The sequence below is a fragment of the Vibrio sp. 10N.247.310.98 genome (assembly GCF_041467395.1).
GTDB classification, from domain to species: Bacteria; Pseudomonadota; Gammaproteobacteria; order Enterobacterales; family Vibrionaceae; genus Vibrio; species Vibrio crassostreae_C.
On sequence record NZ_JBFSUL010000034.1, the window covers coordinates 34,645 to 49,473 of the forward strand.

General features: G+C 43.9%; 11 protein-coding genes. 6 read left to right on the plus strand and 5 right to left on the minus strand.

Annotated features, from left to right (window positions below):
• The first annotated feature begins 7 nt into the window (after positions 1–7).
• From AB6E78_RS14220 to AB6E78_RS14230, 3 genes are all read left to right on the plus strand, one after another.
• Positions 8–1,357, plus strand: coding sequence for a GH1 family beta-glucosidase (locus tag AB6E78_RS14220; protein WP_372133841.1), 1,350 nt, complete (start codon positions 8–10; stop codon positions 1,355–1,357).
• Positions 1,357–2,448, plus strand: a complete 1,092-nt coding sequence (locus tag AB6E78_RS14225) for an ABC transporter ATP-binding protein (protein WP_372133842.1) — start codon at positions 1,357–1,359, stop codon at positions 2,446–2,448. Before AB6E78_RS14220 ends, AB6E78_RS14225 begins: the two co-directional genes overlap by 1 nt.
• Positions 2,449–2,556: 108 nt before the next feature.
• Positions 2,557–4,971, plus strand: a complete 2,415-nt coding sequence (locus tag AB6E78_RS14230) for a GH36-type glycosyl hydrolase domain-containing protein (protein ID WP_372133843.1) — start codon at positions 2,557–2,559, stop codon at positions 4,969–4,971.
• A gap of 46 nt (positions 4,972–5,017) precedes the next feature.
• Here AB6E78_RS14230 and AB6E78_RS14235 read toward each other — a convergent pair whose 3' ends face one another.
• Positions 5,018–5,965, minus strand: coding sequence for an aldose 1-epimerase (locus AB6E78_RS14235; protein WP_372133844.1), 948 nt, complete (start codon positions 5,963–5,965; stop codon positions 5,018–5,020).
• Between the two features lie 64 nt (positions 5,966–6,029).
• Here AB6E78_RS14235 and AB6E78_RS14240 point away from each other — a divergent pair, with 64 nt between their 5' ends.
• Both AB6E78_RS14240 and AB6E78_RS14245 read left to right on the plus strand, forming a co-directional pair.
• On the plus strand, positions 6,030–9,128 hold the full coding sequence (locus AB6E78_RS14240) for a GH116 family glycosyl hydrolase (RefSeq protein ID WP_372133845.1): 3,099 nt from the start codon (positions 6,030–6,032) through the stop codon (positions 9,126–9,128).
• Positions 9,129–9,224: 96 nt separating this feature from the next.
• Positions 9,225–10,238: a LacI family DNA-binding transcriptional regulator gene (locus AB6E78_RS14245; protein ID WP_004732795.1), complete on the plus strand. Its 1,014-nt coding sequence runs from the start codon at positions 9,225–9,227 to the stop codon at positions 10,236–10,238.
• Between the two features lie 137 nt (positions 10,239–10,375).
• Here the strand turns inward: AB6E78_RS14245 and AB6E78_RS14250 are convergent, their stop codons facing one another.
• From AB6E78_RS14250 to AB6E78_RS14265, 4 genes are all read right to left on the minus strand, one after another.
• Entirely contained in the window at positions 10,376–10,732 is a 357-nt protein-coding gene (locus tag AB6E78_RS14250) for a hypothetical protein (RefSeq protein WP_372112105.1), read from the minus strand.
• A gap of 237 nt (positions 10,733–10,969) precedes the next feature.
• The gene (locus AB6E78_RS14255; RefSeq protein ID WP_102257652.1) at positions 10,970–11,356 is read right to left on the minus strand and encodes a hypothetical protein; all 387 of its coding nucleotides are present in this window, start codon (positions 11,354–11,356) and stop codon (positions 10,970–10,972) included.
• Between the two features lie 547 nt (positions 11,357–11,903).
• The gene (locus AB6E78_RS14260; protein WP_102257651.1) at positions 11,904–12,083 is read right to left on the minus strand and encodes a hypothetical protein; all 180 of its coding nucleotides are present in this window, start codon (positions 12,081–12,083) and stop codon (positions 11,904–11,906) included.
• Positions 12,084–12,777: 694 nt separating this feature from the next.
• A complete protein-coding gene (locus AB6E78_RS14265; protein ID WP_372074983.1) occupies positions 12,778–13,665 on the minus strand; it encodes a LysR family transcriptional regulator in 888 nt (295 codons plus the stop codon).
• 123 nt (positions 13,666–13,788) lie between these two features.
• Here AB6E78_RS14265 and AB6E78_RS14270 point away from each other — a divergent pair, with 123 nt between their 5' ends.
• Positions 13,789–14,778 carry an alpha/beta hydrolase gene (locus AB6E78_RS14270; RefSeq protein ID WP_371713928.1) on the plus strand — a complete coding sequence of 330 codons (990 nt, stop codon included), beginning with the start codon at positions 13,789–13,791 and terminating at the stop codon, positions 14,776–14,778.
• Positions 14,779–14,829 lie beyond the last annotated feature (51 nt).

Consider the following 14,829-nt stretch of genomic DNA (forward strand, 5'->3'; position numbering starts at 1 on the left):
TATAACAATGAATAAATATCAACTTCCAAGTGATTCAAAGTTACGCAGTAAGGAATTTGTATTCGGTGTCGCGACATCTTCATACCAAATTGAAGGCGGCGTTGAAGAGGGCGGTCGTACACCGTCTATCTGGGACACTTTCTGTAAGACGCCGGGCAAGGTCGATAACGGCGACAGTGGTGATGTGGCGTGTGACCACTACCACTTATGGCAACAAGATATCGAGATGATTCAAGGCTTAGGCGTTGATGCTTACCGTCTCTCTATTGCATGGCCGCGCATCCTGCCACAAGACGGTGTCGTGAATCAGCAAGGCCTAGAGTTTTACGAGCAGATCATCGATGAATGTCATGCTCGTGGCATGAAAGTGTATGTGACTTTGTACCACTGGGATCTTCCGCAATACCTTGAAGACAAGGGCGGCTGGTTAAACCGAGAAACGTCTTACAAATTCGCAGAATACGCAGAAGTGGTGAGTAAATACTTTGGTGACAATATCGATGTGTACACCACGCTGAATGAACCGTTTGTGTCTGCATTCCTAGGCTACCGCTGGGGCGAGCATGCGCCAGGCATCAAGGGTGAGAAAGAGGGCTACCTAGCGTCTCACCACTTAATGCTGGCACACGGTTTGGCAATGCCGATTCTTCGTAAGAACGCGCCTCATGCTAAGCATGGTGTGGTATTTAACGCGACTCCGGCTTACCCACTGACACCGCAAGATCAAGGCGCTGCAGACTACTGTGAAGCAGAGAACTACCACTGGTTCATCGACCCTGTACTGAAAGGTGAATACCCACAGCTAGTTGTCGAGCGCCAAGCGATGAACATGCCGATGATTCTAGAAGGCGATCTAGACATCATCAGTGCACCAGTTGATTACATCGGTATCAATTACTACACACGCAATGTCGCTCGCTTCAACGAGAACGGCGACATTGAATCAGTAAAACAGACTGACGCTGAACACACTTACATCGGCTGGGAGATCAACCCACAAGGTTTAACCGACTTATTGGTAAGACTGGATGCTCGTTACGAAAATATGCCGCCTATCTACATTACAGAGAATGGTGCAGCAGGTAACGACGAGCGTGTTAACGGACAAGTGATGGATGACCAACGTGTTCGTTACTTCCAAGGCCACATCGAAGCGGTGCACAACGCAGTTGAAGCGGGTGTGAAAGTCGATGGCTACTTTGCGTGGAGTCTGATGGATAACTTTGAGTGGGCATTCGGCTACTGCCAACGCTTTGGCATCGTCCATGTTGATTACACCACCCAAGAAAGAACACTGAAACAGAGCGCGATTGCGTACCGAAACATGCTTCTAGAGCGCGCTGAGGAGAACAGATAATGGCTAAAGTAGAATTTAAGAACATCAAAAAATCATTCGGTGATGTTGAAGTCGTCAAAGAGTTTGATTTTACGGTTGAAGACGGTGAGTTCGTGGTTTTCCTTGGCCCATCTGGCTGTGGTAAATCGACAACGCTACGCATGCTAGCTGGCCTTGAAAGCATCAGTTCTGGTGACATTGTAGTTGGCGGCAAGCTGATGAATAAAGTCGACGCGAAAGACCGTGATTTAGCGATGGTATTCCAAAGCTACGCACTGTATCCGCACATGACGGTATACGAGAACATCGCATTTGCTCTTAAACTGAAGGGCATGCCAAAAGCAGAAATCGACGTAGAAGTGCTAAAAGCGGCGAAAATGCTAGAGCTTGATCCGCTACTGAACCGTAAGCCAAAAGAGCTTTCTGGTGGTCAGCGTCAGCGTGTAGCAATGGGCCGCGCAATGGTTCGTACGCCGAAGGTTTTCTTGTTTGATGAGCCGCTATCTAACCTCGATGCCAAACTGCGTGGCGTGATGCGTGAAGAGATCAAATACTTACACCGCGAGCTTAAAACCACCACGATCTACGTGACCCACGATCAAATCGAAGCGATGACATTGGCGGATCGCATCGTGATCTTGAAAGATGGTTATGTTGCTCAAGTTGGTACGCCAACGGAAGTGTTCCAACGCCCGGCTAACAAGTTTGTCGCGCAATTCATTGGTAACCCATCAATGAACATGTTGGAAGCCAAACTGATTGAAAAAGAAGGCGAATACTTTGTTGAACTTGGCGATGTTCATATCCCACTGCCAGATCGCTTTAAGTCTCTGGCCTCTAAAAACTTAGCGCTTCACTTTGGTGTTCGTCCAACAGATATCCACCTTCGTGCTGAGCAAGTCGACCACGATCGCGTACTGCCATTCCCTGTGAAAATTAAAGACAAGGAACTACTTGGCGCGAGCATTCTTCTGAAAACAGAAATTGGTGGTCAACCGCTGATGGTTGAAACCCAAGCCGCTGAAGTGGATGTGAAAGAGTTGACACTTTACTTGGACTTGGATGCTTTCCACCTGTTTGACGCACTGAGTGAGAACTCGCTAGCGAGCTAGTCAATTACAAGCTAGCCAGTCAATTTAATTCAGCCATTGAGCTGACACCAACTAACTTACGACAAATTGTTTTGGCTCCTCCTGATTTGGGAGGGGCTAGGGATAGTGATGATGAAATTCGGATATTTTGACGATAAAAACAAAGAATACGTAGCAACCACACCGTGCACACCGATCAAATGGTGTAACTATGTCGGCACATTAGATTTCGGTGGCATTGTTGATAGCAACGGCGGTGTGCTGTTGTGTAAGGGCGATCCGGCACTCAACCGTATCACTAAGTACATTGCACAACTGCCAAACTCTGATTTTAAAGGCTCGACCCTTTACCTAAAAGTGCGTGATGAAGCGGGCAACGTAGAGGTGTTCTCACCTTTTTACACGCCGACTCTGAAGCCGCTTGATCAGTTTGAAAACCACACCGGTTTGTCTTACACCACTATCATTACAGAAGCCTTTGGTGTGCGTTGTGAAGCGACCTTCTTTGTACCAAAAGCTGACCAAGTGCTGCTACAAGACATCAAGGTCACCAACATTTCAGACAAAGCGCTGCATGTTGATGTGGTGCCTGTGTATGAATTCACGCACTTCGATGCACTTAAGCAGCTATTGAATGCGGATTGGGTTCCACAGACCATGACGCTTAAAGCGCACCAACAAGAATCGGGCCATACCGTGCTTGAGCAGTATGCTTTCATGAAGCGTGACTATGCAGTAAACCTGATGACAGCGGATCGCCCTGCGACGTCGTTTGATGGTGATCGCCAATCGTTCTTAGGCAATTTGGGTTACGGTACATGGGCAGCGCCAGAAGCACTAAACAATGATGAATTAGGCAACACCGAGTGTTTGCGTGGCGACAACATTGGTGCACTTAACCTTCGCCTTGGTTGGTTATCTCCGGAGCAGACAGAACGCACTGTTGTACAAATCGCACAAGAACAGAGTCTAGAAGTAGCATTGCCTCTATTAGCTAAATATCGCGACCACCAAGTGGTTGACTCGGCTTTCGCTGAACTGGCTGAACACTGGGATGGCTACCTACAAGCGGTTCAGGTTGAAACGCCAGATCCGGCAATGAACTCGATGCTTAACGTACATAACCCACGTCAATGCCACACAACCAAAAACTGGTCTCGTTACCTGTCTCTGTACCAGCTTGGCTATGGTGCTCGAGGTATCGGTTTCCGTGATTCTTCGCAAGATACTTTAGGCGTAATTACTCACATGCCGGAAGAGGCGCGTGAGTTTATCGAGCGTCTGTTGTCTGTGCAAAACACCAACGGTTCTGCGATGCACCAGTTCTTCCCATCAACCATGGAAGCGAACGCGGGTGACTCTCGTGAAGAAGAAGATCGCCCTGATTACTACGGTGATGATCACCTGTGGATCATCTACGCGGTGACTCAATATGTGAAAGAAACGGGCAATGCAGACTTCTTGAATAAAGAGATCCCGTTCTATCAAAAAGACAAAGCGGGTAACCCAGTTGAAACGGGAACGGTTTGGGATCACCTATGCCGCGCGATTGAATTTACGTACACCAACACCGGTGAGCATGGCCTACCGTTGCTAGGTTTTGCTGACTGGAACGACACGGTGAACCTACCAACGGGTGCTGAGTCGATGATGGTGGCGAACATGTACGGCAAAGCATTGCTCGACATGTTGGACTTGTGTGATCTGCGTGGCGAAGCGCAACTGACAGCTAAGTTTAAAGATCAGTATCAACAGATGCAGAGCACAGTCAATGAATGTGGCTGGGATGGCGAATGGTTTGTGCGTTACTTTGATGAGCAAGGCCTGCCAATTGGTTCTCACAAGAACGAGCAAGGTCAGATCTACACCAACGGTCAAAGCTGGCCTGTGATTTCTGGTTTCGCAACACAAGAGCGTGCAACGCAAGCGCTAGATTCGGTTTACAACAAGCTGAACACGACCAATGGTATCAAGCTTTCAACTCCAGGCTACAACGGCTTTGATCCACAACTTGGTGGCGTTTCGACATATCCACCGGGTGCGAAAGAGAACGGCGGTATCTTCCTGCATTCAAACCCATGGGTGATGATCGCGGAAGCGAAAATGGGCAACGGCGAGCGTGCTTATGAGTACTACCGTCAAATTAATCCGGCTTCTAAGAACGACGATATTGATACCTTTGAATCGGAGCCATACTGCTACCCGCAAAACATCTTGGGCGACGAACATAAACAGTTCGGCCTAGGTCGTAATGCATGGCTGTCGGGTACTTCATCTTGGACATACGTGGCAGGTACGCAGTGGATTCTAGGTGTTCGACCTGAAATTGATGGCTTGCTGGTGGACCCTTGTATTCCGGCAGAGTGGCCAGAGTTCAAAGTTCGTCGTCAGTTCCGTGGTGCGACTTATTATATTCATGTCACGAACCCGAATAACGTATGTAAGGGCGTGGTTGAGATGAAGGTCAATGGTGACCTGATTTCAGGCAACAAAGCACCGGTATTTACATCGGGTGAGCACACGGTAGAAGTGGTTTTAGGTTAACAAAGAGAAGGGCGCTTTATGCGCCCTTTATTGCTCTTTCGTTTGGTTATTTTGGTTGATAGGTGGCTTGGCATTGCCAAGTGAAGGTTTGAGACTGGTTCGGGCTAAGCGTTAATAAGCCAATCTGGTTATTGAATGCGTCGGCTGGGCAAGTCATTGGTTCTATTGCAATACTTTGCTCGCTCGTTGGCGTGTAAAGCTGAACGAATGGGTAGCTTTCATCTTGTTGGTAGCGAATTGCGGCAGACGAATCTGAGCGCGTAAACGCAAGTTGATTGGTTGTCTTGCAATCAAATTCAAAGCAATGATTTAAGCTTTGATTGGTGAGTGAATCGTCCAAAGACAAACGGTCAAAAGCGTGCTTTTCACCATTGGGTAGGTCGGTCTCATGTACGACCTCAGTGCAAGGCGACATAGTCAATTCACACTGTTCTAGGTCATTGCCGAGCGAGAAATAAGGGTGCCAAGCATCACCGAATGGGAAGGCGAAATCACCCAGATTAGAGACGGTCGTTGAGGAAGAGAGTCTACCCGTGATGTCGATAGTTAAGGTGACTTCAAGGTTGAACGCAAACGGGAAAGCAGGATGCAAAGACGACGTTTGATACTGCAACGTCACACTGGCAGATTTTTCAGTGGCTACGCTGTTTGTGATTGAAAAAGGTTGGTTGTAGAGCAGGCCATGTACGGCGTGATCAGACCAAGGGAAGTTAGCTGGGAGTTGATGGTTTTGGTTGTCGAAACTGTAGCGACCTAAGTTTAAACGATTTGGAAAAGGGAATAATTTAGCACTGCGGGAAAAGAACGGATGTTGGTTGATCAGTTCATCATAATTCTGATAGCCACAAATAAAAGAGAATGGATTGTTATTTACAATGTATTTATTTATAACAGCACCAAACCCATTGATTATTTGAAGTTCTATACCATGCTGCTGATTTATTAATGTGACAGAGTCAATTTTTCCAAATTTTTCATTTATAATTTTAAACATGTTGATGTCTCCATTTTTGAAAGATATTAACAAGAAGAAAAAAATATTCAATGGCGGTTTTAACATGAATAATAAAATTCCATATACGAGCTACTCAGGAAATTCAGAACACTTGTGTAAAAAAGGTGATGCAGTTGAATTTATTCAACCTTGGTACACGCCAATTTCGACCACGCCAGAAAATACCGGTATGGCAGTCGGCGGAATTGGTAACACATTTACACTCACACCAAACGGCAACACGCCTAACTTCAGCTTTATTCCGGGAATCTTTGTCGATTGTTCAGAGCAAGTTATTAATTTTAATGATTTTTATGCGTCAGTGATGAATGTGCCAACCATCGACACGCTGCAAGTTCTTAATGAACAAGAGCTAAGCTTTCACCTGAACTTCTATCCTGCTTTGTTTGATGGCAAAAAGATTGAAAGTAGAGAAATGTCGAATGCGATTAGTCTCATTCAAACAGCATTAAAAAATGGTCGCTTCTACCAAGAAAATAAAGCTAACTTTACAAAATGGAACGTTGAATTTTCAAATAAGACTCAATTGTTGATTGAAGAAGATTCAGGTTCAACTATTTGTCAATTATATGTAGCCTTAGATTTCTTTAATGGTTTATTAATAAATGATACAACGAGATTATTATCACTTACTGCGGGTGATAATAATGATATGGATAATATCAATGGCCGTGATATAGATAGTGTTAATGGCAAGGATATAGAATATCAAGCTTTGTATCCATTAGCTGAATATAAATACAGTAGCTTCGAAGATATTAATATAAAGCGTAAGGTCGTCTCTCCGATCGTTAAAGAGAACAAACGCCTTTGCTCTTTACCGATGCACTGGAATCACTTCGAATTAACCAATAACTCATCGCAACCACGCGTGATTACGCTTGCTCAGCCGCTTCAAAACTTGATTGGCTCAACCTACCAGAAAGGCCGTGATGGTATTCAGGATTCGGCATGTACCTTGTCTCAAAATCCGATTGCTCAGCAGCATGAAGTGGTTAACTTAAAGGGTGAAAGCGGCAGCTTTACGGGTGTTCAATTGTCTAGCCAATCGCCTTATCAAAGCGATATTGAAGGCGAAGTGGTGTTTGGTGTTCAAGCAGATAACCATTTGACTGAATCTGGTAAGGTTGCGATTTCTGTCAAACCAACGCTTTATACCTCTAAGACTGCTCAGCAAACAGAGTTCGCACTGAAAACAGGCCGTACCAACGCGGAATTCCAAACCGGCATTTACACAGGACGTGAAGCGTTGAGCGCATTGGTGGTGGTTCAGGTTGAATTGGAACCTGGCGAGTCTGTTGACCTGCGTTTTGCACAGGTGATGGCACACAGCAAAGTCATGCTTAATGGTTGGCACTCAGATAAGGCTTACACGCAATTCTACCCGCAAGTAAAGCCTGCATTACCTATGTTAGAAGACATGTTGCCTAAGCTCGAAGCGATTGAGCAGCAGATCGTCGCACAACAAACCGCTTTCCTAGAGCAAGCTCAAAGCAAGATCTCGCAGCCTGAATCGGCACTTCGCTATGCAACGATGGCGATGAACTCATTGTCGTTCTTGGCGGAATCAACGGTATGGGACAAAGAAGATAAGTTCTTGGTAAAAGAGTGTGTCGACTACCCATTCTTTAACTCTCTGGATGTGTACTTCTACGGATCTTTCTCTCTGCTTTATTTATTGCCTGAGCTTGATGGCTGTGTGATGAAAGAGTTTTCTAAGGCCATTTTGGCGGAAGACTTCACTCAGCGCCGCTACTGGGAATACGAAGCGACGCCTAATGCCGAATTGATTGATGAAAAGTATCAAGGTGTACGTGCTATTCGAGGTGCGGTAATCCACGACTTAGGCAGCCCATTCGACATTCAGCCCGATGCTTACAGTTGGCACAACGTGAAAGAGTGGAAGGACTTAGCGCCGAAATACATTCTGATGGTGTACCGCCATTATCAAAACACCCAGGATCTCTCTGTGGTTAATGAGTGCTGGCAAGCGGTAACTGAAAGCATCGATTTTTTATCGAATTTGATTGCTGAGGGTGACGATTTACCATTAACCCGAGGCACAGACGATACCTTTGATAACCTAGCTTCTCACGGCATCTCTATTTATTGTGCGAGCCTGTGGGTTGCTGGCCTGCAAGCCGCGAGCGAACTTGCACAATTGATGGGTGAAAGCGAGCTAGCTAGCGGTTACTTAACGCGTTCTAAAAAGGCGTTGGCAACCGTTGAGCAAAGCTTGTGGGATGACAAAGAGGGTTACTACCACTTCTTCGTGACGCCAGTTCAAGCCAAGCATTTAACAGGTGAAGGCTATCAAGCTCTGGAAACCTTAGGGCTTTCATTGACTGGCGATGCGATTGCTGACAAGAACACGCTCAATACCTATCTCAATGAAAGGGATACTTCCATTAGCATCAGTAAAGTATCTCAAAGAGTCTCTAAGAAACGCTTGCTGAGTGAGACGGCGCCACAAGCCTTTACTCAAGAATACTTAGATTTAGTGCCAGATTCTGACAACAGTTTTGGTGATGCCTTGTTGGCCGACAGCTACCTAAAGCTCATCGGCTTAGACGGTATTTTCCCGCAAGAGAACATCCAACGCGCACTAGACTATGTTTATAAGCACAACTTTGAGATTAACAGCCCTAAGCTTGGGGTTGCGAATATGACGTTGGCCGATGGTTCGCCGCATGAAGCGTTCCAAGCACAAGACGTATGGATTGGTGTGCAGTTTAGTGTCGCAACGGCGTTGAGTCTGGCGGGTAAATCTCAGCAAGCAGAAACATTGATGGATACCGTGTATACCGCGCTGTATGACTATTCAAAAATTCCATTTGCAGCGCCAGAAGGGTTCAACTGCTCTGTGTCTGTCAATGAGAAAGATCTTATGGAAGTCTTTAAGTTGACACAAAATGATGCGAAAAACTGGCTAAGTGTACTTAAATGTCAAAACTGTGTGCTGTCTGACGGTCGGATTAATCCAACCTTGACGAAAGATACTGATAATTTTGTTAAAATGGTGAGCGGTGAAATCCCGCTAGAAAAGCTGGCTGGCTTGCACAAATGGCTACTGAGCACTGGCTTGAAATATACGGCTGGTCGCTACTTTAGACCGGGGATGATCTTCGCCTACTTGTATTAACTTAATGACACGATTTTCAGCTAAAGCAGTGGTATGCAGGTTGAAACTGATGGGGAGCTTAAAGCTCCCCGAATGTCACTTGATTAGGGATTCGAGATGCGCACTAAAACAAAAAAAACAACAGTATACGATGTAGCAAGACTGGCTGGCGTTTCTCCCAGCACCGTGTCTCGCTTCCTTAATCGAACCACTTATGTGTCTGATGATAAAAGCCAAAACATTGAGCAAGCCATTAAAGACACGGGCTACAAACCTAACTTCCAAATGCAAGAAAACACCAACCGACGCTCGCTCACTATTGGTGTCTTGGTGCAACACCCTGATAGCCCCTACACCAGTCGTATCCTCAACGACATGGAAAAAACGCTGATCGCTCAAGGCTATTCGTTAGTGATCGCGACAGGGCATTGGCAGAAAAAGTTAGAAATGCACGCGTTGGAGTATCTCGCAAAAAGCAACGTGGATGGCATGATCATCGTGACAGGAAGCATTACTCAGGAAGAAATTGCCAAGTATGCACAAGACATTCCTATCGTGATGGTTGGCTACGATTTTGTTGAGAATAACGTCCGCTCCATCAACATTGATAACGTGTTGGGCGGCTACATGGCAACCTTACATTTACTGCAACAAGGGCATGTGAATATTGCTCATATTAAGGGGCTTTCAAGTCAACCTGATTCGGGAAATCGCTTTGAAGGCTATAAGAAAGCACTTCAAGAGGCGGGCATTAAAGTGATGCCAAAACTCGTTAAACAAGGTGATTTCAGTAGTGAATCTGGTTATGAGAAAACCGTTGAATTGATAGAGTCGAAGGTTCACTTCTCCGCCTTGTTTGCTGCAAATGACCAAACGGCTTACGGTGCGATTAAGGCGCTGTCTGACCACGGTTATAAAGTGCCAGAAGATGTGTCTGTGATTGGCTTTGATGACTTGCCGACGTCTAAGTATTTCACGCCAGCCCTGACGACGCTGAGACAGCCGATTGAAGAGATTGGTGAAGTGTGTGCTCAGTCGATCTTGAACTTGTTATCTGGCGAACGGCATGAAGCTCGACTGCCACCCATTGATCTAATCGTCAGAGAGTCGACCAAGTCTCTGTATCGTTAATTTCAAGACAAGCATCAAGGTGTGCGCCCGTGATGATTCGCTTCGGGACAAAAGCAAGTTTGAGAACAGCAGAGTGAAGGCTTTCCAAGCATACGATTCAAGCCGGATAGAAGTAGTCAGGATAGTTTTGAAGTAACCTACAGGTCCTCACCGGAGTAGCAATATCGCCCAGCATCTTCATCACTCATCCAGTAATTATCAATATAGATCCTTGCGCTTGAAGGAGACGAGTCATGTTCATTTTTAAACACTAAAACGTCTTGAAATCCATATTGACGCAGATTGCCTTTGATGTAAGAGCCTGAATTCAAGCCAGAGTATGGAGGGTAGGCCTCAGCTAATAACCAACCCTTTGATGTATTAATCGCCATGTGATCATTTTCACATTCATAATGGTCATTTGCTATATATCCCCATTCTTCACTAGCATAGATCTTTGTGGCACCAACGCAGAACAAAAGAGCAATAATAGCTTTGATTGTAGAGTTTTTCATAATAATCTCATATGTAGAATTGAATGGATTGGCACGCGCTAACCATTCTATCTCACTTTCCGCAGACTTAAATTATCACTATCTTCTGGTGCATCGCTCATTCAAATATCTCCATCTTTCTCGCAATCATTTGCAAGAGGACATTTGAAAAAAGCTAGTAACTTCTACGGGGCAATAGTGATCATTTTTGTAATTATTTTCATCTGGTTACACGAATCGATCTGGGACAAAAGCGTCTTAGTTTAAAAGAAACTTAGGTGGTTCAATTAAGAGAGGTTCTAAAACGTTATAGGCTCTCTCTTTGGCTTTTTGGGTCGCGTTTTCAGCTGTTGCCGCTAGGATGATATCTCGTTCTTCTGCTGTAACGATAACAGTGAAAAAAATCGCTTCGAGGACTCTATATGGATATTGATTGGGATTGCCTTTAACAACCGAAAACGGGAACATTTTCGTTAAAGACATCAATTCTTGTGAGGCTCGAGTAGCGCGGGTGCCTAGTATAAAACCTATCGTTTGTGCGTAATCTTTGATCGTTGTGAAAGCAGTGTCATTGGCACTTTCTTCGACAATCACACCAAAATCTTTCCAGTTAACAAACGTCAGATCTTCAATTCTCTCAAACATTTATTAGTTTCCTCTATAGACCGTCATTTATAATCACATAAGCTATTAGGCTAAATGTCTCCATATGGATACACTGTCCCATGAGTTTTTAACCGAATCAATAATCATGAATTCTTTATCTTTAACAAAATTACAGGCAGATTTGCTAGCAAGTAGATTAGAAAAATCCGGGTACACTTCATCGGAAAGGAAAATGTACGTCCGTTATTCTACATCCATTCGAGGAGACTCGGTATTCATACATCACAGTCTAGATGTCATTCGTTGCCGAGTTAACACTGCTGCGAGTGGAGTGCTAGAGTCAATGTTTGGAAAACCCAATGGTAAAACCCCAGAGAGTCAGGATGACGGTAGGATGTTGAGCTGGTTTTTTAATGGGTATACGGGAAAGTCGACGACAACTCTTTAGTACTTATAGGGTGAGGTTATTTGTATCGCCCCACAGTCTAGACTGATGCCACTGTTTGGGATAGAAGCGAGATGTCCATAGCTAACAGCTTTCCTGCTTCAAATGTGGAAGGTCACTTACAAAACGTGGGGCACAGATTTAGAACTTCACTTTTACTGTTTCACATCTGCCTTCAGTATTTACACCACCCTTATCGTCAAAAATTACAATATTACCGCTCGTACGTTCGATCACCATTTGTCTGATAGCTTTAGTAAAGTAGTTTCCCGTGTACTCGTAACCGTATTCACTATACAGGACAATACGGTCTGGCTTCATTTCGTACCTCCATGGAAGAGTAACCGTCGACGTCAATCCCATGTGCTCATTTTCTAGCCTTTTACCATCTATGGCTACAGTATGAACCCATGCATGCTGGAGTTTAGCTAACCACTAAGTTTGCAGCATAACGGTTGGTTCATCATTACCGTGCTTAACTCTGAATACTAATGGCGGGACTTCAATAACTTTATCATCATGCGTCATGTAAGTTGACTTTTCTATTTCGCACTCTAGGTAAGGGGTTTTCTCTGCTTGAGCTGAGGCTGAGAATAAGGTTAATACACTGATTAAAAAGAGTTTTTTTACAATAATGTACTTCTGGCAATGATTCTTCTAAGAGGCTTAGTTGAAAGCCTAACATAATAAGATTTGTTTGAGTTAAGCCTGAAATATCTTGTAGTAATTTGTTATTGCAATACTACTGACCTGTTGGGAAATAAGAGCATAAGCAAATCTAAATGGAACAAGAGCGCCTTAGTGCGACTACTCTAAAACGCTTCTGCCCCGAAACGTGTTTAGGTACCAGTAACATTCATGAGAATAATTTGGGAAACAAGCTGTTGTCCAAATGTGAGCTACTACTTTTTGCCACTCAATTCTCGGGTGCACAATTCGACTAAAATTCAGCAGTTATAAATGGCGGGGTGATTGTAGAACCTGCAAATTATTGGGGTGAATGCATTTTACCTTGCTAATTGTATTCTTTTTCAGCGTAGTTTCTAATTTTTGTCATAATATTAGAAATAACATCATGCTGCTCTAGTGAGGGTGAGAAGAATATACCAATGTGGTAATCAAGGCTATTCACTAATTCGAATACATCTAACTCCACGATTGAATCTTTCGAATAGTGTTTTTCTACATGTTCAGTTGGTAAAACAGCCCACCCATCCTTCTCTAGTAACTCAATTAAAACGTCCTTAGTACTGACTAACTGATATTGAGGAGAGATATTTGACCCTTGAATCGAGGCATTGAAGTAGTGCTCGTAGATAAATTGTTTCTCCAGTTTCAAATCAGAAATTTTTACCATCCTATTTGCAAGGTGACTTTTTGCTCCGGCATAGACTTTGTGTTGTATTCGGCCAAGATTTATATAATTAACTTCATTTTCTGGTTGAACTAACATCTTGATTGTCATTAATGCTAGATGAGCTTGACCACTAATCAGCTCGTCAATGGTTTCTTTTCGGCCTCGATGCAACCAGTTTAATTGGATGTTTGGGAAGTCTTTGCTTATGGCTGAGTTGATATGATGAATCAATGATATAGGAATGGTGGTGTCATGGTTAATATTGATGATGAGTAAGTCATTGTTAAAGGAGTTAAGGGCTGTAAGTTCAAACTCTTCTATTTGCCTTACAATTATTTTTGCCCTTGGGTATAGTTTTTTTGCGGCTAAAGTCGGTAGAGTTGAGCGGCCTTTCATTTCAAATAAAGGCAACCTCATGTTGTCTTCCATAACTGAAATATGTTCACGGACAGTTGTTCTGTCTCGATTTAAAAATCTAGCCCCTGCACTAAACGAGCCTTTATCGAAAACTGCACAAAAACTAACTATTTGATCTTTCGTGAACATATGTAGTCCCATTTAAATAATCTATACACAGGGGGGGATTCCCCCTCAAGTGCGTCTTTTTACTATAGCACTCTCGTAATAAGCTTTATATCGAAAATCATAAACTTTTATGCGAGGTCAACTATGTCAAAATTTAAAGCAGGACTACCGATTGCTATCCTAAGTAGTGCGGTAATTGTATTCTCTTCCCAAGCTAGTTCCGACTTGGGTTTCAAAATGACGCCTAAGGTAACGTATGGGTTTGGTAATGTCACAACCGATGAGATAGTTCATTCAAGAGAGTTGTGGATGAACGTATTTGAGCCTACAGACAAGAGTCATATTAAAGAGACAGCTATTGTGATGACATTTGGCGGTGCGTTTCATCAAGGTTCGCCCGATTTAAGCTTCAATGTTGGCGGTGCGCAAGATACTTCTATGAATGACTATTGCCAAAGGTTTGCAAAACAAGGGTATGTTTGTTTTGCAATAGATTATCGATTAGCTCCCGAAAATCCATTACCGACAGGCATTGGTTACACGGCTGAAGATTTGGACCTTGAAAGTATTAGTTCAATGTCTCAGCAAATTAACCTAGTTAGACACCAATTAGGATATGACCAGCTAGACTTCAATAACCCTTCTGAGAAATCGATCATTGATAAAGCGATTTTATCTGCTGCTGAAGACTTACGTAATGCGGTTGGTTATATCAAAGAAAACTCGAATGAATATGGATTCAATTCATCAAAGGTAGTATTGGGAGGATTCTCTGCTGGCGCTGTAACTAGCTTGAATGTTGCTCATGGAATGAAGTTACCTGTTGCTGGTACGTTCATGCTTTCTGGTGGTCCTGCTGGCTTTGACATCATAAAGAACACTACCAATTTTGAAGCATCTAGCCCTGTATTACTCTTTCAAGGGCAGAATGATTTGCATGCTGCATTCTCGATCAATCCACCTCTGCTTGAACACTATAAACAAGAACAAATTGAAAACACGTTTGCTTGGGTACCAGGGTTTGGACATTTCTATCCTGCGGAGGCTGTTAGCTTATCTGGTGACGGAATGAGAATGTCAGTAGAGCAACGCATTATGAACTTCGTAAGTAACATTGACCAAAGAAGTAACTAGGGCGTGTTGATCTTTGCTGTACATTTCGCGTTCAACAATACATCGGTAGCC